Here is a 25,837-nt window from a genome sequence, read left to right on the forward strand (position 1 = left end):
CCGACCGGTCCGACGGTCCTCCCTCACGGTGCGGTGTCCTCCCTCGGCGTCCACCGTGCGGGAGGACCCCCGACGATCAGGGAACCTGATCGTCGAAGCGACTCAGCGGCCGAGGTTGCGGTACCGGTGCAGCCGGGTGCGGAAGCGCTCGGTGTCGTCGCGGCCGAGCAACCCGGCCAGCTCCTCGCCCAGCACCCGGCCCAGCCGGAGGCAGAACTCGGCCGGCTCGTCGGCGGCGTCCGGCCGCTCGGGGACGACGCGATCGACGATGCCGGCCCGCCAGAGCTCGGTGGCGCGCACGCCCTGCTCCGCGGCCATCTCGTCGGCCCGGTCGACGGTCCGGTGGACGATCGCCGAGGCGCCTTCCGGCGGCAGGGGCCCGAGCCAGCCGTTGGCGGCGGCGAGCACCCGGTCGGCCGGCACCAGGGCCAGGGCGCCACCGCCGGTGCCCTGCCCGAGCAGCACCGCCAGCGTCGGGGCCTTCAGCACCACGAGGTCGTGCAGGCAGCGGGCGATCTCCCCGGCCAGCCCGCCCTCCTCGGCCTCCCGGGACAGCGCCGCCCCGGGGGTGTCGATCAGCGTCACCAGCGGCAGCCGCAGCTCCTCGGCCAGGTGCATGCCGCGGCGGGCCTCGCGCAGCGCCGCCGGGCCGAGGGGCGCCGACATCGACTGGCCGCGCCGGTCCTGCCCGAGCACGACGCACGGTGCTCCGCCGAAGCGGGCCAGCGCCAGCAGCAGCCCGGGGTCCTTCTCGCCGGCCCCGGTGCCCGACAGGCCGACGACGTCGGTCGCCGCGGTGCGCAGCAGCCGCCGCACACCGGGCCGGTCGGTGCGGCGGGACGCGGTGACGACGTCCCAGGCGGTGCGCCCGTCCTCGGGGTCGTCGGCGTCCGTGCCGTCCTCGGGGGCCGGGCGCTCCGCTCCGCGCACGTCCGTGTGCCAGGTCTGGCGGGCGGCCAGCACGCGCAGGGCGCGGTCGGCGAGATCGGCGACCTCCTCGTGCGGGACGACGGCGTCGATCAGCCCACGGTCGGCCAGGTGCTCGGCGGTCTGGACGCCCTCGGGGAACGGCTCGCCGTAGAGCGCCTCGAACACCCGCGGGCCGAGGAACCCGATCGATGCGCCCGGCTCGGCGATGGTGACGTGGCCGAGCGAGCCCCAGGAGGCGAGCACGCCGCCGAACGTGGGGTTGCGGAGGTAGACGAGGTACGGCAGCCCGGCCTCCTTGTGCCGGGCGATGGCGGCGGTGATGCCGATCATCTGCAGGAACGCGACGGTGCCTTCCTGCATGCGGGTCCCGCCGGACACCGGGGCGGCCAGCAGCGGCAGCCCCTCGTCGGTCGCCCGCTCCACCGCGGCGATCAGCCGCTCGGCGGCGGCGACGCCGATCGACCCGGCCAGGAAGCCGAACTCACCGGCGACGACGGCGACCCGCCGACCGCGCAGCCGCCCCTCGCCGGTGATGATCGCCTCGTCCTGCCGCGACTTCTCCTCGGCCGCCGCCAGCTCGCGCGCGTAGTTCTCCGACACGTCGGGGCGGACGACCGGCGAGTCCCAGGACTGCCACGAACCGGGGTCCAGGACCAGGTCGCGCAGCGACCGGGCGTCGAGGCGGGCGGGCTTGCCGGTCACGAGGACGATCCGTCGAGCCAGGCGCGGATGGCGTCGCCGTCGGCACCGAGCACCGGGGGAGCGGCGTGCTGCCGGCGGGTGGTCTCGGTCTCGCCGTCCGGACCCGGTGCGAAGAACCGCAGCGGCGGGCCGGGCAGCTGCAGGCGGCCGAGGGTGGCGTGGTCGACGTCGACCAGCAGGCCCTGGGAGAGCGTCTGGTCCCAGCCGTAGACCTCGTCGATCGTGCGCACCTTCCCCGCGGGGATGCCGGCCGCGGCCAGCCGGGCCAGCAGGTCCTCGGGGGCGATGTCGGCGAACGCGCCCTCGAGCAGCTCGATGACCTCCTGGCGGCGGTCCACCCGCTCGCCGTTGGTCGCGAATCCCGGTGCGTCGGGGTGGAGACCGAACTCGGCGCACAGCTTCCGCCACAGCGACTCCGAGCCGCAGGAGAGCTGCACGCTCCCGTCCTTGCAGTGGAACAACCCGTAGGGCGCGATCGAGGGGTGGTGGTTGCCCTGTGCGGAGCCGACCTTCCCGGCGACCGTCCACGCCGTCCCCTGGAAGGCGTGCACGCCGACGATCGCGGCCAGCAGCGAGGTGCGCACCACCTGGCCCCGCCCGGTCCGCTCGCGCTCCATGAGTGCGGCGAGGACGCCGTAGGCGCCGTACATGCCGGCCAGCAGGTCGCCGATCGGCACGCCCACCCGCTGCGGGTCCTCGGGGCCGGGCCCGGTCAGGGACATGAGACCGGCCTCGCCCTGCGCGATCTGGTCGTAGCCCGCACGCCCGCCCTCGGGACCGTCGTGGCCGAAGCCGCTGATCGCCAGGGTGACCAGCCGCGGGTTCAGCTCGGCGAGGACGTCGGTGCCGAAGCCGAGCCGCGCCAGCGTGCCGGGGCGGAAGTTCTCCAGCAGCACGTCGGCCCGCCGGAGCAGCTCGGTCAGCACCGCCTTGTCGCCGTCGTCCTTCAGGTCGAGGGTGATCGACTCCTTGTTGCGGTTCGCGGCCAGGAAGTACGTCGACTCCCGGTCCGCCCCCGTGTCTCCACCCGCCCCGCCACCCCCGGCCGGCTGCACGAACGGCGGCCCCCAGCCGCGGGTGTCGTCACCGCTGCCGGGGCTCTCCACCTTGATCACGCGGGCGCCGAGATCACCCAGCATCATCGCGGCGTGCGGCCCGGCGAGGGCGCGGGTCAGGTCGACGACGAGGACGCCGTCCAGTGGTCCGGGCATGGCAGTCTCCCTCGCTCGGTGCCGGCCGAGGTGGCGGCACCCGGAAAGTGTCTCAGCGCTGAGCTATCCGTGGCCAGTGTCGGTCACAGCCAGCCGGGAACGACGAACACCAGCCACGCGAGCAGCGGTCCGACGGCCACGACGATCGCGGCGTATCCCAGGATCTGCTTGTAGAAGCGGTCGCGGTCGACGTCCTGCGCGTTGGCCAGGACCAGCGCGCCGTTCGTGGAGAACGGGCTGACGTCGACGATGGTCGAGGCCACGGACAGGGCGACCACCACGCCCACGGCGCTGATCTGCCCGGCCTCGAGGAACGGCACCGCGAGCAGGATCGCCACGCCGATGATCGCCGTCGACGAGGCGAAGGCCGACACCACGCCGCCGATGTAGGCCAGCAGGAGGGCGATGACCAGCGGCACGCCGAGCCCGATGACCGCGTCGCCGACATAGTCGATCGTGCCGGCCTCCTGGAGGACGAACACGAACGTCAGCACACCGGCGATCAGCAGGATCGTCGACCAGCTGATCTGGGTGACCGCCCCCTTGTGCTGCTGCGCGGAGAACAGCGCGAGGACGACGGCGACGGTGATCGCGACGAACCCGATGTCGAGGTCGAAGGCCAGCGCCAGGACGGCGACCACGACGAGCCCGACGAGGGTGAGGATCTGCTCGAAGCGGACGGGTTCCGGGCGGTCGGGGTGGATGTGCTCGTCGTCGTCCCCGCCGACGGCGGGACCGGGCGCCGCGCCGTGGCCGCGGACCAGCGTGCCGTGGGCGTGCTCGGTGTGCGGGACCGGCGCCGCGGCCACCTTGCGGCCGATCAGCTTGCTGCCGCCCAGGGCGAAGAACAGGACGAGCGCGATGGCGATGTTGAAGAAGAGCGCACCGAGGAAGACCGCCAGCGGGCTGCTGGGCAGGCCCTCGCCCTCGACGATCGTGTTGACCGTGACGCCGTAGACGCTGATCGGGGAGAAGCCGCCGCCCTGGGCGCCGTGGATGACCATCATCCCCATCAGCAGCGGGCTGATCTCGTGGCGGGCGGCGAAGGTCAGCGCGATCGGCGCGATGATCGCCACCGCCGCCGGAGACAGTGCGCCGATGGCGGTGAGGACGGCCGTGACGAAGAACATGATCCAGGGGATGGCCGCCACGTGGCCGCCGACCATCCTGACCGCGCCCCTGACCAGCAGGTCGACGGTGCCGTTGTTCTGCGCGATCGCGAACAGGTAGGTGACGCCGATCAGCGTCAGCACGAGCCCGGCGGGGAAGCCGGTGATGATGTCGTCGGTCGTCAGCCCCACCGACAGGGTGCCGACGACGAAGGCGGCGACGAACGCCAGCGCCCCCATGTTGATCGGCAGGAAGGTGGCGATCGCGAAGATCACGACCAGCGCCAGGATGGTGACGATCTCAGGGGTCACGGGTGCTCCCACGGCGTCTGGGGGGACGAAGCGCGTTCACTGTCCCAGTGACCGGCGGGTAGCGCCTGCCATCCGCCGGACGGCGTGACCACCGCCGTCATGGGTACGTCGTGCGGCTCGGTGGGCAGCGAGTCGAGGAGCTCGTCGTCGAACACGACGGCGACCAGCACCGCCCCGGGCCGGGCGTGCCGGAGCGCCCGGTCGTAGTAGCCGGCGCCGCGGCCCAGCCGTGCCCCGGTGCGGGAGACGGCCGTCGCGGGGACGACGACGACGTCGGCCGCCCCGAGCGCGCCGGCTCCCAGCCGCGCCCCCACCGGTTCCAGGAGGCCGAACCGGCCGGGGGCCAGCTCGCCGGCGTGCTCGGCCCAGTCCAGCTCGCGCCCGCGGGCGGGCACGACCGGCAGCAGCAGGCGGGCGCCGTCCCGGGTGAGGGCGCCGGGAAGGAGGCCGTGCCCCGGCTCGGTCTCGTCGGGCACGAAGGCGGCGACCGTCGGGGCGCCGGCCACCCCTGCCGACAGCGCCCCGGCCACCCTGGTGGCCGCCGACGCGCGCTCAGCCGGGGAGCGGGCCGCGCGGCGTCGCAGCAGCTCCTCGCGCAGCCGGCCCTTGCCGCTCGCGGCATCGCTCGCCGTGCCCATCCGCGCAGGCTAGCTAGGCTGCCCGCATGTCGATCTCCAACGCGCGCCCGACCCGGAAGGCGGTCATCCCCGTCGCCGGCATGGGTACCCGATTCCTGCCGGCGACCAAGGCCGTCCCCAAGGAGCTGCTGCCGGTGGTGGACCGGCCGGCGCTGCAGTACATCGTCGAGGAGGCCGCCCGGGCCGGCCTGCCCGAGGTGCTCATGGTGACCGGGCGCAACAAGGCGGCGATCGAGGACTACTTCGACCGCACGCCCGAGCTCGAGGCCGCCCTGGAGAAGAAGGGCGACGCCTCGCGGCTCGCCGCCGTGCACGAGTCCACCGACGTCGCGCAGGTGCACTTCGTCCGTCAGGGTGAGGCGCAGGGCCTGGGGCACGCGGTGCTCCAGGCGGCCGCCTTCGTCGGTGACGAGCCGTTCGCGGTGCTGCTCGGCGACGACCTCATCGACGCCCGCGACCACCTGCTCGAGCAGATGCTCGCCGTCCAGGCCGAGCACGGCGGCTCGGTCGTGGCGCTGCTCGACGTCGGGCGGGAGAACATCGACAAGTACGGCGCCGTCGCCGTCGAGCCCACCGCCGACGGCACCGACGTCGTCGCGATCACCGGCCTGGTCGAGAAGCCGCCGGTCGACGAGGCCCCCAGCAGCCTGGCCATCATCGGCCGCTACGTGCTCGCGCCGGGAATCTTCGACGTGCTGCGGGAGACCGCGCCCGGTCGTGGCGGGGAGATCCAGCTGACCGACGCGCTGGCCACCCTCGTGGAGCGCGGCGAGCCCGTCCACGGCGTGGTCTTCCGTGGCCGCCGCTACGACACCGGCGACAAGCTCGACTACCTCAAGGCGGTCGTCCGGCTGGCCGTCGAGCGTGACGACCTCGGCCCGCCGCTGCGCGCCTGGCTGCGCGACTTCGTCACCGAGCTGCCCGCGGAGGGCGCGTCGCCGTCCTGACCGGCGCCCGCGGGGGCACGATCGGGCGGTGAGAATGTCCGGGCAGAACGGCAGCGACAACGGCGTGGGTGGAGCGTTCCGGGGAAACCGGGACACCGCCCAGGTCGACATGCCCATGGCGCCACCTCGTCCGACCGGGCCGGGCGGCGCCCCGGCCACGCAGGCCCCCGCGGTCACCGGCCCCGTGCCGCTGCCGGCCGACGGCCGCTCCGACGCCTCGCCGCAGGTGCGCACGGTGGAGCGGCACCTGGACGAGATCCTGTCCGCCGTTCCGCAGCCCGACCCGATCGAGCTGGCCGTGCTCGACGCGCAGGGGCTGCTCTGCGCCGAGGAGGTCGTCAGCCAGCGGGCGCTGCCCGCCTTCGACCAGGCGGGGCTCGACGGCTACGCCGCACGGGCCGACGACATCGCGTCCGCCACCGTGCAGGAGCCGGTGGAGCTGGCGGTGGTGGGGGAGAGCGTGGCCGGCGCGGGTGCACCGTCGTCGATCGGCCCCGGGCTGGCGCTCAAGCTCGCCGCCGGGGCGATGCTGCCGGCCGGCGCGGACGTCGTCGTCCCCGCCGTCTGGACCGACCAGGGGGTGGCCCGGGTCGCGGTCCAGGCCGCCCCCCCGGCCGGTGCCTACGTCCGGCTGACCGGGGACGACGTCGCCCCCGGCGACCCGGCGGTGCAGGTCGGGACCCCGATCGGCCCCGCCCAGATCAGCCTGCTCGCCGCGGTGGGCCGGGAACGGGTCCTCGTCCGCCCCCGGCCGAGGGTCGTCGTGCTGAGCGCGGGGAGCGAGCTGGTCGACGTCACCGCCACTCCGTCGCCGGGCCAGATGGTCGACGTCAACAGCTACGCGCTCGCCGCGGCCGCCCGGGACGCCGGCGCGGACGCCTACCGGTGGGGCATCCTGCCCACCGACCAGCGGCGGCTGACCGAGGTGCTGGAGAGCCAGCTGCTCCGCAGCGACCTGGTGCTCGTCTCGGGCACCTTCGCCAGCGGCGGGTTCGACCTGGTGCAGGAGGCGCTCGCCGGGCTCGGCGAGATGCGGTTCCGTCAGGTGGCGATGCATCCCGGGCCGGCGCAGGGCTTCGGCCGGCTGGGCCGGGACGGCGTGCCGGTCATCTGCGTGCCGGGGGAGCCGGTGGCGGCCCTCGTCTCGTTCGAGGTGTTCGTCCGGCCCGCGATCCGGCTGATGCTGGGCAAGCGGCAGCTGTTCCGGCGGACGGTCCAGGCCATCGCCGGGCAGCAGTTGCTCTCGCCGCTGGGCTACCGCCAGTACCTGCACGGCACCGTCATGCGCCACCCCGACGGCGGCTACGTCGTCGAGCCGGTGGGCGAGGCCACCGACGCGCTGCTCGCGCGGATGGCCCGGGCGAACTGCCTGATCGTCGTCGACGAGGACGTCACCGAGGTGGCCGCGGGCGGGCTGGTCACCGTCATGCCGCTGCTGCTCGGCGGCTGACCCGCCGGTGCCGTGACCGACCCCCTGCTGCACCCCGGCTGGCCTGCGCGACTGGCGTGGGGCCCGGTCGAGCTCCACCCGTTGCGCCGCCGCGACGCGGTGGAGTGGAGCGCGCTGCGGCTGGCCAACGAGGACTGGCTGCGTCCGTGGGAGCCGACGGCGGCCGTGCCCTGGCCGGCGCGGCACACGCCGGCGGCGTACCGGGCGATGCGGCGGATGGTGGCCCGCCGGGCGCGCACGGGGATCTCGCTGCCGTTCGCCGTCCGCGTCGAGGGCCGGCTGGCCGGTCAGGTCACCGTGGACAACATCGCGCGCGGCGCGCTGCGGGCCGGGTACCTCGGCTACTGGATCGACCGGTCGGTCGCCGGGCGCGGCGTCGCGTCGCTGGCCGTGGCGCTGGTGTGCGACCACGCGTTCGGGCCCGGTGGGCTGCACCGGCTGCAGGCCGACATCCGGCCGGAGAACCTGCCCAGTCAGCGCCTCGTGCAGCGGCTGGGGTTCCAGCAGGAGGGGTTGCTGCGCCGCTACCTCGACATCGACGGCGACTGGCGCGACCACCTGTCGTACGCGCTGCTCGCCGAGGACCTCCCCGGGGGTGTGCTGGCGCGCTGGCGGCAGATGTCGCCGGGGCGACCTGTCGACTGATCGGCTCGCCGACATAGCACGGGGGCCGGCGGCCGCGCGGGTGGCCCGGGGCGACACGCCGTCTCCCGTCACACCGGTCCCACAACACATCAGCGACACGCCGCGCGCCTCCCGCATCCGGCCGCCGCCCCTGCATAACCTCGCCGGGCGAGTGACTCATGTGACAGGTGGTGTTCGGAATGGGATCGGGCGTGCTCTTGGCCGCTCTGGTCGTGCTGTGGTTCGTCGTGCTGGTGCCCATGGTGGTGACCCGCGGCGACGCGCAGGACGGCCGGGTGGGATCAGCCGACTCGGGTCGGACGCTGCAGCGACGCCGCGCGGTGGACCCGGGGCGGTACGCGGAGACCGAGCGGGTCTCCATCGACCGCGAGGTGCTGCGCACCTCCGGTGAGCTGAAGGTGGACGTGCACGCGCTGCGCCGTCGGGTGCTGGGCGGTCTCGTGGTGCTGACGCTGGCCTCGCTCGTGGCCGCGCTGGTGCTGACGCCGTGGCTGTGGATCGCCCAGGGGCTGTTCACCGTCGCGACCGTGGGCTACGTGCTGGTGCTGCGCAAGGTCGCGCGCCGTGAGCGGCTGGCCGCCCGCCGGGCCGCCCGCGCCGCGGCGCGGGCATCGATGCGGGCCCGCCCGGTCGCCCGCCCCGCGCCGGCCGAGCGGACCGCACCGCCTGCCGTGACCCACGAGACCGTCGCGCAGGAGGCGCTGCCGAGCCTGCCGCACCCCAGCGTCCCGCTGGCCCCGGTGCACACGTTGCGTCCGGGGCGGGTCGTGGCCGCGCGGAAGCCGGCACCCGCCGGCTGGCAGAACAGCGCCGTCGTCGGACTGGACGACGACGACATCGGGTTCGCCGACATCGACGAGTACCAGCCGGCACGGGTGGCCAACGCCTGACCGGTCGGTCACGCGGCTCCTCCGGCCCCGCCCCGGTGGCGAGGTCGGAGGAGCCGGGCGGTAGTCTCTCTCGCAGCACTTGGGGCTGTGGCGCAGACCGGTAGCGCACCTCGTTCGCATCGAGGGGGTCAGGGGTTCAAATCCCCTCAGCTCCACCAGCACAGCGGTCGGCGCCGCCGGGGATCGTTCCCCGGCGGCGTTGTCGTTGGTGCGTCGATCGGGGCACTGGGGTACCTTGGCCCGCTACGCTGCCCGGGCGAAGCGGCGCACGGCGCCCCACGAGGAGGCGGATCCATGGCGAAGGCACCGGTGGACGCCCCGGCAGGGTCGCCGCGTGCGCGTGGCCGAGCCGGCGACAGCGCCGCCACCCGGCAGCTGATCATCGAGGTCGCCGCCCGCGAGTTCGGCGAGCGCGGGTACGCCGCGACATCGCTGAGCGACATCGTCGCGGGCACCGGCATGACCAAGGGCGCCCTCTACTGGCACTTCGCCTCCAAGGAGAGCGTCGCGGTCGCGGTCGTCCTCCAGATGTTCGAGACCTGGCCGGTGATGCTGCGCGAGGTGCTGGGTGCGCACGACGACGCGCTCGACGCCCTGGTGGCGATGACGTACGTGGCGGGGGAGCAGTTCGCCCGGGATCCTGTCGTGCGGGCGTCCAAGCGGCTGATGAGCGAGCTGCCGCCCGAGGCGCTGGCGAAGCTGCCGCAGCCCTACGTGGGCTGGCAGAACGCACTCACCCAGCTGATCACCGATGGGCAGCAGCGTGCCCAGATCAACCCCCAGGCCGACCCGGTGGGCACCGCGCAGGTGATCGTGGCGAGCTTCTTCGGCATGCAGCAGGTCTCGCAGGAGCTCAGTGCCCGGCGGGACCTCGTCGGCCGGCTCGACGCCTTCTGGGCGCTGGTGCTCCCGCAGTTGCGGCCCGTACCCCTGGTCTGACCGCTACGTCGCGGCGACGACGCGGCCCCGGGCGACCGGCCCGGCCGCCTGGCTGATCGTGACGTCCACCGCCGGCCGGTCCGCGGCCCCGTCCGCGGGCTCGGTCCCCACCCACGTGGCGGTGCCCAGTTCGGCGAACCGGCCGAACGCGATGTCGATGCCCGACAGCCGGGGTCCGGGGCCCACGAGGTCGGTCCGGGCGGCCGCGGCCCGCAGCGCGGCGTCGATGAGCAGCATGCCGGGGAGGTGGTCGACCTCGTGGTCGAAGAACGTCGGATCGGTGCGGTCGACCAGCAGGCGTGACCGGACCACCCCGTCGGTGCGACCCGTGACGCCGGCGTCCCGGGGGCCCGGGACGCGTCCCCCGGTGGCGGCCGGACGCGTCCGTGCGGCCGCGCGGAGCCGCTGGTAGGCCGGGAGGGGAGCGCAGGAGAAGTGCGCTTCGGCGGTGGCCCACCGGGTCGACCCGCACCAGACCTCCACGGTCAGCGCCGCCCCCGACGGGCGGCCCGCTCGGTACCGGGGCGCCGGCTCGAGGAGGGTCACGGTGCGCGTGGGCTCCGTGGCCCGGAGGTCGGCCACCGGAGCGGCCAGCCGGGTGGCGATGCGGTGGAAGATGAACTGCTCGCCCAGCGGGACGCCGAGGTGCCGGTGCGCGGTGCAGAGGCCCGCCTGGCGGATGCTCTCCACGAGCAGCAGCAGGTGCCCGGCCGTGCCGGGGCGCCGGTCGTAGAGCCGGTGGTCGCCCGGCCACCGCGCCGCCACCGCCACGAGCTGGGGGTCGACCGAGGCCAGACCGGTCACCAGCACCTCGGCGGCGGCCCGCTTGTGCACCAGCTCGCGGTCGACGGCCGACCAGTTCGCCCGGCCGGTGCGGGGCGCGTGGCCGCCCGCCGGTGCGTCGTGGTCCGGCCGGGCCGGTGGGGTGGTCCGGGTCATGGCGTCTCTCCCGTGCTCGCCTCGCGGGACCGGCGCCGCCCACCGAAGGGGGTCCGGTGTCGTGGGTGCAGTGTGAGCCAGACCACGTCGGTACGGGGCCGGCAGACGCACGGCGTCCCTGGGTGCGGAGGGTGAGCGACCCCGGTCCGCACCCGCCCGGCGCGGGCGAGGGAGACCACCACGGAGCCCCGGCCGGCCGCGTCCCGACCAGGCTGGCCGTGAGCGCCACGCTGCACTGCCTCACCGGCTGCGCCATCGGGGAGGTGTGGGGGATGGTCATCGGTACCGCGCTCGGCTGGTCCGACGGCGCCACCATCGCGCTGGCGTTCCTCTTCGGCTACTCGCTGACGATCGCGCCGGTCCTGCGCTCGGGGCTGCCGCTGCGGGCCGCGGTGCAGATCGCTCTGGCGGCCGGACCGGCGTCACCGCTGTTCGGGGTGCGCTGACCTTCGCGCTGGCGGTCGCCTTCCTGGTCACCGTGCCGGTCAACCGCGCGCTGATCGGCCGCGGCCTGGTGCACGCCCGTCGTCCACCGGTACCACTGAGCCGTCCGCCGGGGGCGGGACTTCGCGCCCGGCCCCGGCTCGACGGTCAGAACCAGGAGGCGAACCACATGCGGTCGAGCCATTCCCCGTGCGAGAGCGGCTGGCCGGTGAGCACGGGCCAGAAGAAGACGAAGGTGGCCGCCACGACCGCCACGTAGCCGCAGGCCGCCGCCAGGCCCAGCCGGCGGCGGCCGGCGGCGGCGTCCGGGGGGCCGACGACGTCCTGCAGGACCAGGGCGACGGCGAGCACGAAGAACGGCAGCGCCGGCGCCACGTAGAACATGAACATCGTCCGGTCCGCGTCCACGAACCAGGTCAGCCAGCCCGCGGCGATCCCGACTGCCACCGTCAGCGCGGCCGGATCCCGTCGCGCGCCGATCCGCCAGAGCAGCCACAGCGCCGCCGGGGCGAACGCCAGCCACAGCGTCGGCGTCCCGACCATGAGGATGTACCGGACCACCTGCTCGCCCGCGGAGTCGGTGAGGCCCTGCGGGTTCCAGAGCAGGATCGGCCGCCCGTTCACCAGCCACGACCACGGCCCGGACTCCCACGGGTGCGGGCTCGACAGCTCGCTGTGGAACCGCAGCCACTCGGCGTGCTGGTGCCACAGCGACCGCAGCGCGTCCGGGATCCACGGGAACGCGGTGTCGGGGTTCTGCTGCGCCCATGCCCTGCCCTGCGAGGTCTCCCCGAGGAACCAGCCGGTGAAGCTCGCGAGGTAGGTGAGCACGGGAACGGCGGCCAGCGCCCACAGCGCCCCCGGGAGGCCGCGGCGCACCGTCGTCCCGGTGGGCCCGGGCACGCCGGCCTCGCGCCAGGTCGCCCGGTCCCAGAACAGCGACAGGATCGCGAAGAAGGCCAGGAACCAGATCCCGCTCCACTTCACCGCGCAGGCGCAGCCGAACAGGAAGCCGGCCGCGATCCGCCATCCGCGGGGGCCCAGCCGGAACCCGTGGACGGGGACCGGGCGCGCCGTGCGCACCCGCGCCCGCACCACGTCCCGGTCCACCACCAGGCACGCGACCGCGCCCAGCACGAAGACCTGCAGGAAGACGTCGAGCAGGCCGATGCGGGAGAGCGTGAACGCGAAGCCGTCGACGAGCAGCAGGACCCCGGCGAACAGCCCGACCAGGGTCGATCCGGTCAACCGGCGGGCCAGCCGGAAGAGGACGACGACGGCGACCGAACCGGCCACCGCCGACGGGAACCGCCAGCCGAACGAGTCGTAGCCGAACAGCCCCTCGCCGGCGGCGATCAGCCACTTGCCCAGCGGCGGGTGGACGATGAACGTGTATCCGCGGTTGTACTCGTGGCCCCAGGTGAGCAGCTCCTCCGCCTGGGGCGGGTAGTACGCCTCGTCGAACAGCAGCTCCCGGGGGTAGGCGAGCCCCCACAGCCGGGTGGCGAGGGCCAGCGCTCCGAGGACGGCGGCGATGATCCACGCCGTCCGGCGGTCGTCGGGCAGCCGGACGACGTCCCGGCGGGGCCGTGGCGGGCGCCGGCGGCGCGCCCGCGGAGCCGGCCGGGAGTGCCGGTGCGCGGGGTCCCGCGGGTCCTGGTCCGCCCGCTCGGGTGCCAGCACCGCCATGCGGTCAGGGTAGGTGGCGCACCCGCCCGCGCGGTCGTGACAGGCTCGTCGGCGTGAGCGGACGGCTGGTGCTGGGTGGGGCGCCCCTGGGGCAGCCCGGGGACGTCGGGCCGCGGCTGCGCGCGGCGATGGCGTCGGCCGACGTCCTGGCGGTCGAGGACACCCGCCGCCTGCATCGCCTCGCCACCGACCTCGAGGTGACGCTGACCGGTCGCGTGGTCACCTTCCACGAGTCGGTGGAGCGCGCGCGGCTGCCTGGGCTGATGGTCGCGCTGGCCGAGGGCCGGACGGTGCTGCTGCTCACCGACGCCGGGATGCCGTCGGTCTCCGACCCCGGGTACACGCTCGTGCGGGCCGCGATCGACGCCGGCGTCGAGGTGACCTCGGTGCCGGGGCCGTCGGCGGTGACCACGGCGCTGGCGGTCTCGGGCCTGCCGGTGGACCGCTTCTGCTTCGAGGGCTTCCTGCCGCGCAAGGGCGGTGAGCGGCGGTCGCGGTTCGCCGGGCTGGCCGACGAGCGCCGCACGATGGTGTTCTTCGAGTCGCCGCACCGGCTGGCCGATGCGCTGGCCGACGCGGCGTCCGTGCTCGGGGACGACCGGCCGGCCGCGGTCTGCCGCGAGCTGACCAAGACCCACGAGGAGGTCCGCCGTGGCGGGCTCGCCGAGCTGGCCGCCTGGGCCGCCGACGGTGTGCGCGGCGAGATCACCCTCGTGGTGGCCGGCGCGCCGGAGCGGGCCGTGGAGCTGACACCGGCGGAGCTCGCGGCCGAGGTCGCCGCGGAGGAGGCGGCGGGCGCAACCCGCAAGGACGCCATCCGGGCGGTCATGGAGCGCACGGGCCTCCCGCGCCGCACCGTCTACGACGCCGTCGTCGCCGCCAAGTCCCGCTGAGCCCGCCGCCGGTGGTGAGGCATAGGAGGCTTTGCCTGCAGTTTTCGCCCCTGATCCGTATGCATAGGTTCCTATGCCTGCGCGACCCGTCAGCTCACTCGCAGCTGCTCGAGGCGGGCGCGGTAGACCTCGAGCACCTTGGCCCGCACGCCCTCGGGGTCGCGGAGCACGTCGGCGTACGTGAAGCGGAGGACGACCCAGCCGAGTGCGGCGAGCTCCCGGTCACGGGCAAGGTCCCTGCGCCGATCCGCGGGCGAGGTGTGATGGTGTGCGCCGTCCAACTCCACAGCCAGCCTCACCTCCGGCCATGCCCGGTCCAGCCTGATCCGGCGTGTGGGTAGCTGCACCTGGTACTGGCCGGTGCTCGACGGCAGCGAGTGGTGGCGGAAGACGTTGAGGACGCCGTGGGCCTCGAGCTCGCTCCGGCAGCCGTCGGCGATGAGGTCGATGGTCTGCCGCAGCCCGCGCCGGCCGGCAACGTTCGGGCGCTCGGCAAGCGCCTCGGCCAGGTGCTTCGCAGTGACCAGCCCACGATTGCTCAGGTCCAGAGCCAGTGGACGACGTTCAACAGGCGGCAGCAAGGGCCACGAGTCGATGACCGTCCGGGGTAGTGCCGTGATGAGGAGACCGCGTCGCTGCACGCACTGAGCGGACTCAGGGTCGAAGCCGAGCCGTCGGTGTACCAGCAGGTCAGGTGCTCCGGCCCTCTTGATGCTCTGGTCCACTGTCAGGTGGAGCGGCCGGTGGAGCGGGCGCAGTCCCCACACAGCCAGTGCGGTCGTGTGGCTCAGCGCCGCGACCGGCCCGGCGTGCATGAGCGCCGCCCGCAGGGTGGTCCCGTCGTCCTCGCCGCCGTCCCGCAGCCGGTAGACCCTGGGAAAGACCCGGACAAGGTGACGGCGGCCGATGTAGTTGTCGAGCACCTGGCGTGGAACGCGTTCGAGCAACTGCTGGCGCGTGGCCAACCCGCCGTGGTCGCGCACCGTGTCGCCGATGACCTGCCGCCAACCCATGAGCGAAGCTTCGCCGGTTCGATCCCTCGCTCGGTCGCGATGACGCAATCTGTGGACAACGCGGGGCTTGGCCGCCAAGGAGGGCGGGCGGCATAGGAAGCTATGCCTATGGATACGGGGGCAGAACCGTAGGCATAGCTTCCTATGCCCTCTGCTTCCTATGCCCGCCGCACCCGGCCGGGTTACAGCCAGCCGTTGCGCTTGAAGCCGCGGTAGAGCAGCACGATGGCGGTCAGGATGACGAGCAGCACCGCCGGGTAGCCGTAGTCCCACCGCAGCTCGGGCATGTAGTCGAAGTTCATCCCGTAGATGCCGGCGATCGCGGTCGGGACGGCGATGATGCCGGCGTAGGCCGAGATCTTCCGCATGTCCTCGTTGTCGGCCATCGTCGTCCGGGCCAGGGAGGCCTGGAGGATCGACGTGAGCAGTTCGTCCATCCCGCCGACCTGGTCCCGCACCCGGATGGCGTGGTCGAGCACGTCGCGGAAGTAGGACCGCATGGGGTCGGGGACGACGCCGACCGGCCGTTCGGCGAGCGTCTGCAGCGGCACCTCCAGGGGGGAGACCGCCCGCCGCAGCGACATCAGCTCCCGCTTGAGCTGGTAGAGCCGGCCGATGTCGTCGGTGCGCTCGGGGCTGAACACCGAGGCCTCCAGCTCCTCGACGTCCTCCTCGACCGCGCGGGCGACCTCCACGAACGTGTCGACGACGAGGTCGGCGACGGCGTAGAGGACCGCGGACGGGCCCAGGCACAGCAGCTCCCGCTGCTCCTCCAGCCGCTGCCGCAGGTGCGCCAGCCCCCCGTGCTCGCCGTGCCGGACGGTGATGACGTGCCGGGGGCCGAGGAAGATCATCACCTCGCCGGTGTCCACGACGTCGCTGGTCGCGGTGAGCTGCTCGTGCTCGACGTAGGTGGCCGTCTTGAGGACCATGAACAGGGCGTCGTCGTAGCGCTCCAGCTTGGGCCGCTGGTGGGCGTAGACGGCGTCCTCCACGGCGAGCGGGTGCAGGTCGTACCGCTCGGCGATCGCCCCCAGCTCGTCCTCGGTCGGGGCGTAGAGCCCCAGCCACACGAACCCGCCCCGTTCCTCGGCCACCCGCAGCGCGTCGTCGGGGGAGACCTCCTCCTGGCGACGGCCGTCGACGTAGACCGCGCAGTCGATGATCGCGTCGCTCCCGGGCCGCCGGGTGGGCGCGCGGTGCTGCCGGCCGGCCGGCTGCGGGCGCAGGGTCGGCGGTGTGCCGGGCGCCAGGTCCAGCGGCGCAACCGGCGGGGTGTCCCCGGTACTCATCGCGGCGCCTCTCCTCGGAAGTCGTCGACGGGGTCGGGCAGCAGCGTAGGCATGCGCCTTCCTCACCCCTCGGGGTAAGGCACGCCGGCACGCCCCTCCAGCCGCCGGCGGCGCAGGCCGTCCTCGACCGGGACATCATCCGCCGGTCTGGGAGAGCTCCGTGGCGATCAGCGCCCTCGGCGTCCGCGACGCCGTCGCCCCGTCGTACGTGCGCCCGGCCCGCCCCGTGGGCGGCGGGGAGATCGGGGCCGACCGGCCGGACACGCCCCGGCGGCCGCCGGCCGCCGCGGCCGCCGGTGGGCTGCTTGCCGTCCTGCAGGCCCTCGGTCTGCTGGCGATCGGCCTCACGCAGGCCGACACCCTGCTGGCGTCACCGGTGCGGCCGCCGGGATGGGTGGTCGCCGTCGGCCTCGTGGCCCTGGCAGCGTGGATCGTGCTCTCGGCCGGTGGGGGCGCCGCGCTCGTCGACGGCTCCAGCCGGCGACCGGTCGTGCTGACCTCGGCCGTCGAGCTGTTCGCCGTCTCGATGCTGGGCGTCGTCGCCCTGCTCGTGCCGTTCCCGGCGGCGTGGCTCGGCGGGGTCCCGCTGCCGCTGCTGCTGGCGGTCGCCGTCGCACTGCCGGTGACCAAGCTCCTCCTGGTCGACGCGGCATCGGCGCGCCGGTGGGTGCAGCACGGGCCGCGGGTCCGTGCGCGGCGGCCCGACCCGGTGGTCCTCCACCGCTCCCTGTGCGGCCTGACCCTCGGCGTCATCGCGCTGGGACTGGTGGGTGTCACCGTGCTGAACCCCGCCGACACCGGATCCGGCAGCCCGGCCGCGAGCGTCGTCTCCCAGCCCTGAGCGACGGCGCGGGACCTGGCCTGGACCTGCCTCCGTACTGTTGACCCGTGAGTGATCGGCACATCCTGACCGCAGTCGCCTGGCCCTACGCGAACGGGCCGCGGCACATCGGCCACGTCTCCGGCTTCGGCGTCCCCTCCGACGTCTTCAGCCGGTACCACCGCATGGCCGGGGACAAGGTCCTCATGGTCAGCGGGACCGACGAGCACGGCACCCCGATCACGGTCGCCGCCGACGCCGAGGGCATCACGCCCCGGGAGATCGCGGACCGGAACAACCGGATCATCGTGGGCGACCTGCAGTCCCTCGGGCTGAGCTACGACCTGTTCACCCGGACCACGACGGCCAACCACGCCGCCGTCAGCCAGGAGATCTTCCTCGGCCTGCTCAAGAACGGGTACGTCTTCCCGAAGACGACGCTCGGCGCGATCAGCCCGTCGACCGGCCGCACCCTGCCCGACCGCTACATCGAGGGCACCTGCCCGATCTGCGGCTACGACGGCGCCCGCGGCGACCAGTGCGACAACTGCGGCAACCAGCTCGACCCGATCGAGCTGGTCAACCCGGTCAGCAAGATCAACGGCGAGACACCGAAGTTCGTGGAGGAGGAGCACTACTTCCTCGACCTGCCGGCGTTCACCCGCGCGCTGGGCGACTGGCTGGCCACCCGCAAGAGCTGGCGGCCCAACGTCCTCAACTTCAGCGTCAACCTGCTCGAGGACCTCAAGCCGCGCAGCTACACCCGCGACATCGACTGGGGCGTGCCCGTGCCGCTGGACGGCTGGCGCGACCGTCCCGACAAGCGGATCTACGTCTGGTTCGACGCCGTCGTCGGCTACCTGTCGGCGTCGATCGAGTGGGCCCGCCGGTCCGGGGACCCCGAGGCCTGGCGGCAGTGGTGGCAGACGCCGGAGTCCGACGCCTACTACTTCATGGGCAAGGACAACATCGTCTTCCACTCCGAGATCTGGCCCGCCCAACTGCTCGGCTACAACGGCGAGGGCGACAAGGGCGGGACGCCGGGCTCGCTGGGCCGGCTGAACCTGCCGACCGAGGTGGTCTCGAGCGAGTTCCTGACGATGGAGGGGCGCAAGTTCTCCTCCTCCCGGAACGTGGTCATCTACGTGCGGGACTTCCTCGCCCGGTACGACGCCGACGCGCTGCGCTACTTCATCGCCGTCGCCGGCCCGGAGAACCAGGACACCGACTTCACCTGGGCGGAGTTCCTGCGCCGCAACAACGACGAGCTGGTCGCCGGCTGGGGCAACCTGGTCAACCGCTCGGTGTCGATGGCCGCGAAGAACGTCGGCGCCGTCCCGACGCCCGGCGAGCTGACCGACGACGACCGCGCGCTCCTGGCGACGACGTCGGGCGCCTTCGGCCCGGTCGGCGACCTGCTGTCGCGCAACCGGCAGAAGGCCGCGATCACCGAAGCCATGCGGGTCGTCGGCGAGGCGAACAAGTACCTGTCGGACCAGGCCCCGTGGAAGCTCAAGGAGGACCCGGCCCGCCGGGACACCGTCCTGCACACCGCCCTGCAGGCGATCAAGGACTGCAACGCCCTGCTGACGCCGTTCCTCCCGCACTCCTCGCAGCAGGTGCACGAACTCCTGGGTGGGACGGGCGTCTGGTCGGTCGCGCCGCAGGTCGAGGAGGTCACCGACCTCGACGAGGGATCGCCCTACCCGATCATCACCGGGTCCTACGAGCAGGGCCAGGCGGTCTGGGCCTCCACGCCGCTGCCGGCCGCGGGTACGCCACTGGCCCCGCCCAAGCCGATCTTCACCAAGCTGGACCCGTCGATCGTCGACGAGGAGATCCGTCGCCTGGAGGAGGGCGGGGAATGAGTCGCTCGGCCTCGTCCCGCGCGAACCGGCGGGGCGAGCCGCCGCCGTCGCCGGAGCCGCTGCCGGCGCCCGCGCTGGACAGCCACACCCACCTGGACATCGCCGTCGGCGGCGAGGACCGGCTGCCCGACGACGCCGAGGTGGACGCCGAGATCGCGGCGGCGGAGGCGGTCGGCGTCCCGCGGCTGGTCCAGGTGGGCGTCGACGTCCCGTCGTCTCGCTGGTCGGCGGAGCTGGCGGCCCGGCACCCGAACGTGCTCGCCGCCGTCGCCGTGCACCCGAACGAGGCCGGGGCCGGGGGAGCCGACGACGACGCCCTCGCGGAGATCGACCGGCTGGCCGCGCTCCCGCGGGTGCGGGCGGTGGGGGAGACCGGGCTGGACCGGTACCGCACCGGCCCGGAGGGCTGGGCGGCCCAGGAGGCGTCGTTCCGGGCGCACATCCGGATCGCCAAGGAGCACGGCATCGCGCTGGTCATCCACGACCGGGACGCGCACGAGGAGATCCTCCGGGTCGTCGACGACGAGGGCGCTCCCGAGCACGTGGTCATGCACTGCTTCTCCGGCGACGCCGTCTTCGCCAAGGCCTGCGCCGAGCGCGGCTACGTCCTGTCCTTCGCCGGGACCCTGACCTTCGCCAACGCCGGCTACCTGCGGGAGGCCGCGGCGCTCACGCCGGTGGACCAGTTGCTGGTGGAGACCGACTCGCCCTTCCTCACGCCGGTGCCCTTCCGGGGCCGGCCGAACGCCTCGCGCCTGGTGCCGCACACGGTCCGCGCGCTGGCGGAGGTCACCGGCAGCGACCTGGCGCAGCTCTGCGACACCCTCACCGCCACCGCCGAACGCGTCTTCGGCAGCTGGGGCACCCGCTAGGTCCGATCGCGCCGAGTGGCCCCCGGAGGGGTCCGCGCAGGCGCGATGGAGGCGCTCGTCGCCGCCGGGGGACGGCACGTGGCCGCGGTGTCGTCCGGAGGATCGCGATGTCACAGCGAATGTCACGGCATTCGGTGGCGGTGTCGTCCGGCAGGACGACAATGTTCTCGTGGGCCGTCTCATTGCCGTCGTGGTGTTCGTCGCTCTGCTGGTCCCGGGTGTGCTCCTGGCGAGGGCCTGGGGGCTGGCGTCCGGGCGCCGGTCGGTCGCGTCCGCGGGCGTGGAGCTGGCCGAGCCGACCCCCGAGGGGACGGCCACGCTGCGCCGTCAGGCCGCGCACGCCCGCCGGTGGCGCCGGTCGGGCCTGCTGCTCGGCATCGCCGGGATCGTCGCCAGCGTGATCGCGCTGGCCGAGGCGTCGGTCTTCCTCTGGGTGCCGGTGCTCGCGGTGGGCCTGCTGGCCGGTGTCCTGCTCGGCGAGGCGACGCGGCCGCGGCCGCGGTGGGCCCTGTCCGACCCGGTCCGCCGGCCGCGGCAGACCGAGCAGATCTCGCCGTGGCTGGTGTGGACCATGCGCGGCGTGGTCCTCGCCGAGCTGGTCACCGCCGGCTGGCTGTGGTCCTCCGGTGACCTGGACGGACCGGTGGCCTGGGCGGTCGTCGGCGTGCCGGGAGCGGCGTGGCTGCTGGCGGAGGCGGCGTTGCTGCGGGCGCTGGTCCGTCCCATGCCGAAGGAGGGGGCGGACGTGCCGGTCGACGAGGCGTTGCGGACGTGGACCGCGCACCTGGTCACCGCAGCGGCCAGCGTGACCGCCCTCCTCCCGTTCGGGACGCTGCTGCTGCGGATCGGGCTCGACCTGGGCGAGCGGGTCAGCGAGAGCTTCGACGTCCTGCCCGTGGCGTTCGTCGCAGGCGGGTTCTCCGCGCTCGCAGCGGGGATCGCGGTCACCGGCTTCCTGATCACCTGGCTGCGTCCCGTGCGGGCCGGCGCGCCGGCCCTCGCCGGCTGATCAGCCGGCTCGTCTCCCCGTCCGGGGGACGGCGCACACCGTGTCGTTGATCACCGGGGGGCAGCCGGCCCGGGCGTGGGCCCACCCGCCCCACCCGCCTCACCCGGCACGGCGGTGACAGTCTGTGCTGGCGCGCCCACGGGGTGAGGCCGCCGAGGTCTGCTTGACTCCTTGTCGACCGTTGTCATGCGCAGAGTGTTCGTTATCGTGTCGTGATCGATAGCCGGGGTGGAGACGACCCGGGCGGCGTTCACCGGCCCGGGGCCCGCTCCGGCCGATCGCCGCTCGCATCCGCGTCCGGGCCGCTCCGCGGTCCGGACGCTCTCCTGCCCGGGTTCTGTGACCCCTGGAAGTGTCGTGCGTCGCTCCCTGCAGCTCAGCCTCTTCACCCTCGTCCTCCTCGGACTCGTGGGTGGGACGCTGGCGTTCTTCGTCGCCCAGAAGTCCCTCACCCTCACCGTTGACGGGCAGACCCGCGACATCGGCACCTACGCCGGCACCGTGGGCGAGGTGCTGGAGGACGAGGGGCTGACCCTCGCCGCCCACGACGTCGTCCTGCCGTCGGCCGACCAGGCGGTGTCCGACGGCGACACCGTCGTCCTGAACCGGGCACGTCCCCTGGAGCTCACCGTCGACGGCGTCTCCCGGGAGGTGCACGTGACCGCCCTGTCGGTCGAGGAGGCGCTGGACCAGTTGGGCTTCCGCGCCGACGGTCTGGTGCTCTCCGCGAGCCGGAGCGACCGCCTGCCGCTGGCGGGCATGCAGCTCACCATCACCACGCCCAAGGAGATCGTGCTCGTCGCCGACGGGGACGAGCGCGTGGTCACCACCACCGCCGCCACGGCCGGCGACCTGCTGGCCGAGCAGGGCATCGCACTCGGCGCCACCGACCGGACGAGCCTGCGACTGACCCAGGGCCTGCTGAACCGGATGCGGCTGCAGGTGTACCGGGTGCAGGTCTCGGAGGTCACCGAGACCACCCCCGTCGCGCACGGGCGGGTCGAGACGAAGGACGCCGAGGCGTTCACGGGTGACGAGACCGTGACGCGGCCCGGTGTCGACGGCGAGAAGACCACGACCTACCGGGTGACCGTCGAGGACGGCCGCGAGCTCGGCCGCGAGGAGCTGTCCACCGCCGTCACCCGGGAGCCGGTCGACGAGCTGGTGACGGTCGGCACCAAGGCGCGCCCGGCCAACAGTCCGACCGCCGACGGCCTGAACTGGGCGGCACTGGCCGCGTGCGAGTCCGGCGGACGCCCGACCGCGGTCAGCGGCACCGGCAAGTACCGGGGCATGTACCAGTTCTCCCAGGCCACCTGGAACTCCGTCGGCGGCGTCGGCGACCCCGCCGCCGCCTCCGCGGACGAGCAGACCTACCGGGCGCAGCTGCTCTACCAGCGCTCCGGCGCCGGCCAGTGGCCGCACTGCGGCCCCCGCCTGCTCGGTTGATCGGACCGACCTGAGCACCTCACCGGAGCAGGCCGACGGGCTGCTGGGCCCGGCCGCCATCCGCGACCTGGCCCAGCAGCTCGAGCTGCGTCCCACGAAGACCCTCGGGCAGAACTTCCTGCACGACGCCAACACGATCCGGCGGATCGTGCGCACCGCGGAGGTGCGCGACGACGACGTCGTGCTCGAGGTGGGCCCGGGCCTCGGATCGCTCACCCTCGGGCTGCTGCCGGCCGCCGCGCGGGTCACCGCGGTGGAGATCGACCCCCGGCTGGCCCGGCTGCTGCCGGCGACCGTCGCGGCCCGCCGGCCCGACCTGGCCGACCGGCTCACCGTCGTGGAGGGCGACGCGCTCCGGATCACCGAGCTGCCCGGCCCGCCCCCGACCGCGCTGGTCGCGAACCTGCCCTACAACGTCGCGGTACCGGTGCTCCTCCACCTGCTCGAGCTGCTGCCCACCCTCGACCGGGCGCTGATCCTGGTGCAGGCGGAGGTGGCCGAGCGGCTCGCCGCCGGGCCAGGGACGGCCGCCTACGGGATCCCGTCGGTCAAGGCCGCCTGGTACGGCGAGGTGCGCCGCGCGGGCAACGTCGGCCGCCGGGTGTTCTGGCCGGAACCCAACGTCGACTCCGGTCTGGTCGCCCTGGTCCGGCGGCCGCCCCCGCCCGGTGACCGGCGGGCCACCTTCGCCGTCGTCGACGCCGCCTTCGCCATGCGGCGCAAGGGCCTGCGGGCCGCGCTGGCCCGCTGGGCCGGCAGCCCGGCCGCGGCCGAGGCCCGCCTGCGGGCGGCCGGCATCGATCCCTCGGCCCGCGGCGAGCAGCTCTCGGTCACCGACTTCGCCCGGCTGGCCGCCACCGAACCGGTGCAGCCGTGACCGGCCGCGACGCCGTCGTCGTCCGTGCGCCGGCGAAGATCAACGTGCACCTGGGCGTGGGTCCGCTGCGCGCCGACGGCTTCCACGAACTGCGCACCGTCTACCTGGCGGTGTCGCTGTTCGACTCGGTGACCGTCCGGCCGGCCGACGGGCTGTCCCTGACCGTGTCCGGTGAGGGCGCCGGTGTGGCCGACGGCCCCGGGCAGGTCCCGGGCGACCGCACCAACCTGGTCTGGCGGGCCGCGGAGCTGCTCGCCGAGCACGCCGGCGTCCGTCCCGACGCGGCGATGTCGGTCGCGAAGAGCATCCCGGTGGCCGCGGGCCTCGCCGGCGGAAGTGCGGACGCCGCCGCTGCACTGGTGGCCCTCGACGCCCTCTGGGACACCCGGGCCGGCCGCGACGAGCTGCTCCGGCTGGCCGCGCAGCTGGGCAGCGACGTCCCGTTCGGCCTCGTCGGCGGGATCGCGCTGGGCGTCGGGCGCGGGGAGGAGGTGTCCCCGGTGCTGGCCGGCGGCCGGTGGCACTGGGTCCTCGGCATCGCCGGCGACGGGCTCTCGACGCCGGCCGTCTACGGCGAGCTGGACCGGCTCCGGGCGGCCGGCCGGGCGCCGGAGGTGACCGAGCCGACGCCGGCCGACCCGGTGCTCGCGGCGCTGCGGGCGGGATCCCCCGCGGACGTCGGGGCGGCCCTCGTCAACGACCTGCAGCCGGCGGCCCTGAGCCTGCGGCCGGACCTGCGGCGTGCGCTCCGGGCCGCCGCGGACGCCGGCGCGGTCGCGGCCCTCGTCAGCGGATCGGGACCCACGGTGGCGGCGCTCGCGGCCGACGAGCAGGGGGCCGTCCGGCTCGCCGCCGAGCTGGCCGGGGCAGGGGTCTTCCGCACCGTCCGCGCGGTCACCGGTCCGGTGCCCGGCGCCCGTCTCGTCCCCTGACCCCCGCTCCGGACCCCGGAGGTCAGCTGCCCGCGGGAGATCCGTCGCCGACGGTGCCGGGTTCCGGATCGAGGTGGGCCAGGCCGTTGTAGGCCAGGTTGACCAGGTGGGCGGCCACCTCGTGCTTGCCGAGCGAACGGTTGTCCAGCCACCACTGGCCGGACAGCGCCACCATGCCGACCAGCGCCTGGCTGTAGAGCTCGGCCAGCCCCGGACGGTAGCCACGGACGGCGAACTCCCGCGCCAGGACGTGCTCGACGGTGCGCGCCACCTCACCGATCAGCGATCCGAACGTGCCGTTGCCGCTGGTCCCGGGTGCGTCGCGGACGAGCACGCGGAACCCCTCGGTGTCCTCCTCGATGTAGTCGAGGATGACCAGCGCGGCCCGCTCCAGCAGCTCCCGCGGGTGGCCCGGGGACGACAGCGCCGCCGAGAACCGGTCGAGCAGGCGGTTCATCTCCCGCTCGACGACGTCGGCGTAGAGCCCCTCCTTGCCGCCGAAGTGCCCGTAGACCACCGGCTTGCTCACCTCGGCGTGGGCCGCGATCTCCTCGACGGAGGTGGCGTCGAACCCCTTCTGCGCGAACAGCTCCCGGCCGACGTCGAGCAGTTGCCGACGACGCTCGGTGCCGGTCATGCGCACGCGGGGCCGGCCGCGCCCGGCCGGGGCGGCCGGGGCGGGAACCTTCAGCTGCCGGCCGCCGCGGGCGCGCGCCGCTTGGCCGCGAGCCGCACCGGGTCGGGCCACTTGACGTTCGACGCCCAGCCCAGCTTCTCGAAGACCCAGATCACCCGGGCGCTGATGTCGATCTGCCCGCGCAGCACACCGTGCCGGGCGCAGGTGGGGTCGGCGTGGTGCAGGTTGTGCCAGGACTCGCCGGCGCTCAGGATCGCCAGCGGCCAGAAGTTGGTCGCCCGGTCGCGGCCAGGGGAGACGAACGGCCGGTCGCCGACCACGTGGCAGACCGAGTTGATCGACCAGGTGACGTGGTGCAGCAGGCCGATGCGCACCAGGCCGGCCCAGAAGAACGCCGTCCAGGCGCCGGCCCAGGAGCCGGTGACCACGCCGCCGATGACGGCCGGGAGGAAGAGGCTGACCGCCGCCCACACCACGAACATCCGGTCGGTGGTGACCAGGGCCGAGTCCTTCATCAGGTCGGGCGCGTAGCGCTCCTGGCTCGTCTTCCGCCGCTCGAACAGCCAGCCGAGGTGGGCGTGGAACATGCCCTTGAGCAGCGCGCGGGCGTCGCTGCCGTAGCGCCACGGCGAGTGCGGGTCGCCGTCGCGGTCGGAGAAGGCGTGGTGCCGGCGGTGGTCGGCGACCCACTGCACGACCGGGCCCTGCACCGCCATGGAGCCGGCGACGGCCAGCAGCAGCCGCAGGGGCCGCCTGGCCTTGAACGAGCCGTGCGTGAAGTACCGGTGGAATCCCACCGTCACGCCGAGGAGCGTGAAGAAGTAGAAGCCGACGGCCAGCCCGACGTCGAGCCAGGACAGGCCCCAGCCCCACACGGCCGGGACGATCGCCGCGATGGCGAGGAACGGCACGACCACGAAGGCGTAGAGCGTGACGATCTCGAGCACGCTCTTGTGCCGGCCGATCGCGTTGGCGGGCAGGCCGACGTGCGGTTCTGCGGCGCGGGGTGGAGCCGTGGGCCGGGTACGGGCAGGAGCGGACAAGGGGCCTCCGGGGCGACCGAGACGGGAACGGCCGGCGCACGACGGGCCCGGCTACGTACCCGTAACCTACGCCGCCGTAGGAAAGCCGGCGACCCGAGCGGGTGGTCGCAGCGCCCGGGCACGTGCCCGCCACCGGGACGGGGCCCTAGGCTCGCGGAGGGCGTCGGTGCGCATCGACGCTCCCGGGCCGGCAGCGGCGCCGGGGTGGGGGATGGGGTAATCGGCAGCCCGCCGGCCTTTGGAGCCGGGAAGTCTCGGTTCGAGTCCGAGTCCCCCAGCCATCCGTC

The 25,837-nt window shown here is 74.3% G+C and carries 24 protein-coding genes and 2 tRNA genes; 16 read left to right on the top strand and 10 right to left on the bottom strand.

Annotated elements, in window-relative coordinates; translation table 11 throughout:
- Positions 1–102 precede the first annotated feature (102 nt).
- From ABDB74_RS03135 to ABDB74_RS03150, 4 genes are all read right to left on the bottom strand, one after another.
- Positions 103–1,632 carry a carboxyl transferase domain-containing protein gene (locus ABDB74_RS03135; RefSeq protein WP_346621675.1) on the bottom strand — a complete coding sequence of 510 codons (1,530 nt, stop codon included), beginning with the start codon at positions 1,630–1,632 and terminating at the stop codon, positions 103–105.
- The gene (locus ABDB74_RS03140; RefSeq protein ID WP_346621677.1) at positions 1,629–2,843 is read right to left on the bottom strand and encodes a CoA transferase; all 1,215 of its coding nucleotides are present in this window, start codon (positions 2,841–2,843) and stop codon (positions 1,629–1,631) included. Before ABDB74_RS03140 ends, ABDB74_RS03135 begins: the two co-directional genes overlap by 4 nt.
- A gap of 83 nt (positions 2,844–2,926) precedes the next feature.
- Positions 2,927–4,264: an SLC13 family permease gene (locus tag ABDB74_RS03145; RefSeq protein ID WP_346621678.1), complete on the bottom strand. Its 1,338-nt coding sequence runs from the start codon at positions 4,262–4,264 to the stop codon at positions 2,927–2,929.
- Positions 4,261–4,902 carry a 5-formyltetrahydrofolate cyclo-ligase gene (locus tag ABDB74_RS03150; protein ID WP_346621679.1) on the bottom strand — a complete coding sequence of 214 codons (642 nt, stop codon included), beginning with the start codon at positions 4,900–4,902 and terminating at the stop codon, positions 4,261–4,263. Before ABDB74_RS03150 ends, ABDB74_RS03145 begins: the two co-directional genes overlap by 4 nt.
- Before the next feature lie 26 nt (positions 4,903–4,928).
- Here ABDB74_RS03150 and galU point away from each other — a divergent pair, with 26 nt between their 5' ends.
- From galU to ABDB74_RS03180, 6 genes are all read left to right on the top strand, one after another.
- Entirely contained in the window at positions 4,929–5,849 is a 921-nt protein-coding gene (galU, locus tag ABDB74_RS03155; RefSeq protein ID WP_346621680.1) for a UTP--glucose-1-phosphate uridylyltransferase GalU, read from the top strand.
- 34 nt (positions 5,850–5,883) lie between these two features.
- Positions 5,884–7,299: a gephyrin-like molybdotransferase Glp gene (gene glp / locus ABDB74_RS03160; protein WP_346623848.1), complete on the top strand. Its 1,416-nt coding sequence runs from the start codon at positions 5,884–5,886 to the stop codon at positions 7,297–7,299.
- Positions 7,300–7,311: 12 nt separating this feature from the next.
- Positions 7,312–7,944, top strand: a complete 633-nt coding sequence (locus tag ABDB74_RS03165; RefSeq protein ID WP_346621682.1) for a GNAT family protein — start codon at positions 7,312–7,314, stop codon at positions 7,942–7,944.
- Positions 7,945–8,135: 191 nt separating this feature from the next.
- Positions 8,136–8,834, top strand: coding sequence for a hypothetical protein (locus tag ABDB74_RS03170; protein ID WP_346621684.1), 699 nt, complete (start codon positions 8,136–8,138; stop codon positions 8,832–8,834).
- An 81-nt stretch (positions 8,835–8,915) separates the two neighbouring features.
- A tRNA-Ala gene (locus tag ABDB74_RS03175) sits at positions 8,916–8,992 on the top strand.
- 136 nt (positions 8,993–9,128) lie between these two features.
- Positions 9,129–9,773 (top strand): ScbR family autoregulator-binding transcription factor, encoded by a 645-nt coding sequence (locus ABDB74_RS03180; protein ID WP_346621685.1) that lies wholly within the window; start codon positions 9,129–9,131, stop codon positions 9,771–9,773.
- Between the two features lie 3 nt (positions 9,774–9,776).
- Here ABDB74_RS03180 and ABDB74_RS03185 read toward each other — a convergent pair whose 3' ends face one another.
- Positions 9,777–10,712 (bottom strand): ScbA/BarX family gamma-butyrolactone biosynthesis protein, encoded by a 936-nt coding sequence (locus ABDB74_RS03185; protein WP_346621686.1) that lies wholly within the window; start codon positions 10,710–10,712, stop codon positions 9,777–9,779.
- Positions 10,713–10,930: 218 nt separating this feature from the next.
- On the opposite strand from ABDB74_RS03185, the gene ABDB74_RS03190 reads away from it, so the two are divergent.
- Positions 10,931–11,158 carry a DUF4396 domain-containing protein gene (locus ABDB74_RS03190; protein WP_346621687.1) on the top strand — a complete coding sequence of 76 codons (228 nt, stop codon included), beginning with the start codon at positions 10,931–10,933 and terminating at the stop codon, positions 11,156–11,158.
- A gap of 145 nt (positions 11,159–11,303) precedes the next feature.
- Here the strand turns inward: ABDB74_RS03190 and ABDB74_RS03195 are convergent, their stop codons facing one another.
- Positions 11,304–12,845 (bottom strand): phospholipid carrier-dependent glycosyltransferase, encoded by a 1,542-nt coding sequence (locus tag ABDB74_RS03195; protein ID WP_346621689.1) that lies wholly within the window; start codon positions 12,843–12,845, stop codon positions 11,304–11,306.
- 53 nt (positions 12,846–12,898) lie between these two features.
- Between ABDB74_RS03195 and rsmI the strand changes: the two genes are divergently transcribed.
- The gene (gene rsmI / locus ABDB74_RS03200) at positions 12,899–13,738 is read left to right on the top strand and encodes a 16S rRNA (cytidine(1402)-2'-O)-methyltransferase (protein WP_346621690.1); all 840 of its coding nucleotides are present in this window, start codon (positions 12,899–12,901) and stop codon (positions 13,736–13,738) included.
- A gap of 89 nt (positions 13,739–13,827) precedes the next feature.
- On the opposite strand, the gene ABDB74_RS03205 is transcribed toward rsmI, so the two are convergent.
- A complete protein-coding gene (locus tag ABDB74_RS03205; protein WP_346621692.1) occupies positions 13,828–14,751 on the bottom strand; it encodes a DUF559 domain-containing protein in 924 nt (307 codons plus the stop codon).
- 182 nt (positions 14,752–14,933) lie between these two features.
- On the bottom strand, positions 14,934–16,043 hold the full coding sequence (gene corA, locus ABDB74_RS03210) for a magnesium/cobalt transporter CorA (RefSeq protein ID WP_346621693.1): 1,110 nt from the start codon (positions 16,041–16,043) through the stop codon (positions 14,934–14,936).
- A gap of 160 nt (positions 16,044–16,203) precedes the next feature.
- Here corA and ABDB74_RS03215 point away from each other — a divergent pair, with 160 nt between their 5' ends.
- The 7 genes from ABDB74_RS03215 (at position 16,204) to ABDB74_RS03245 (ending at position 23,870) form a co-directional block, all read left to right on the top strand.
- Positions 16,204–16,884, top strand: a complete 681-nt coding sequence (locus tag ABDB74_RS03215; protein WP_346621695.1) for a hypothetical protein — start codon at positions 16,204–16,206, stop codon at positions 16,882–16,884.
- A gap of 47 nt (positions 16,885–16,931) precedes the next feature.
- Positions 16,932–18,731: a methionine--tRNA ligase gene (gene metG / locus ABDB74_RS03220; protein ID WP_346621696.1), complete on the top strand. Its 1,800-nt coding sequence runs from the start codon at positions 16,932–16,934 to the stop codon at positions 18,729–18,731.
- Positions 18,728–19,603, top strand: a complete 876-nt coding sequence (locus ABDB74_RS03225) for a TatD family hydrolase (RefSeq protein WP_346621697.1) — start codon at positions 18,728–18,730, stop codon at positions 19,601–19,603. Before metG ends, ABDB74_RS03225 begins: the two co-directional genes overlap by 4 nt.
- A gap of 169 nt (positions 19,604–19,772) precedes the next feature.
- A complete protein-coding gene (locus ABDB74_RS03230) occupies positions 19,773–20,612 on the top strand; it encodes a hypothetical protein (RefSeq protein ID WP_346621698.1) in 840 nt (279 codons plus the stop codon).
- Between the two features lie 357 nt (positions 20,613–20,969).
- A complete protein-coding gene (locus tag ABDB74_RS03235; RefSeq protein ID WP_346621699.1) occupies positions 20,970–22,061 on the top strand; it encodes a ubiquitin-like domain-containing protein in 1,092 nt (363 codons plus the stop codon).
- 148 nt (positions 22,062–22,209) lie between these two features.
- Complete coding sequence (rsmA, locus tag ABDB74_RS03240) at positions 22,210–22,938, top strand: 16S rRNA (adenine(1518)-N(6)/adenine(1519)-N(6))-dimethyltransferase RsmA (protein ID WP_346621700.1); 729 nt, start codon at positions 22,210–22,212, stop codon at positions 22,936–22,938.
- Complete coding sequence (locus ABDB74_RS03245) at positions 22,935–23,870, top strand: 4-(cytidine 5'-diphospho)-2-C-methyl-D-erythritol kinase (RefSeq protein WP_346621701.1); 936 nt, start codon at positions 22,935–22,937, stop codon at positions 23,868–23,870. Before rsmA ends, ABDB74_RS03245 begins: the two co-directional genes overlap by 4 nt.
- A gap of 22 nt (positions 23,871–23,892) precedes the next feature.
- On the opposite strand, the gene ABDB74_RS03250 is transcribed toward ABDB74_RS03245, so the two are convergent.
- Positions 23,893–24,507, bottom strand: coding sequence for a TetR/AcrR family transcriptional regulator (locus tag ABDB74_RS03250; RefSeq protein WP_346621702.1), 615 nt, complete (start codon positions 24,505–24,507; stop codon positions 23,893–23,895).
- A 50-nt stretch (positions 24,508–24,557) separates the two neighbouring features.
- Entirely contained in the window at positions 24,558–25,550 is a 993-nt protein-coding gene (locus ABDB74_RS03255) for an acyl-CoA desaturase (protein ID WP_346621704.1), read from the bottom strand.
- A gap of 205 nt (positions 25,551–25,755) precedes the next feature.
- On the opposite strand from ABDB74_RS03255, the gene ABDB74_RS03260 reads away from it, so the two are divergent.
- Positions 25,756–25,831 (top strand) — tRNA-Gln (locus ABDB74_RS03260).
- Positions 25,832–25,837 lie beyond the last annotated feature (6 nt).

Source organism: Blastococcus sp. HT6-4, assembly GCF_039679125.1.
Taxonomy (GTDB): Bacteria; Actinomycetota; Actinomycetes; order Mycobacteriales; family Geodermatophilaceae; genus Blastococcus; species Blastococcus montanus.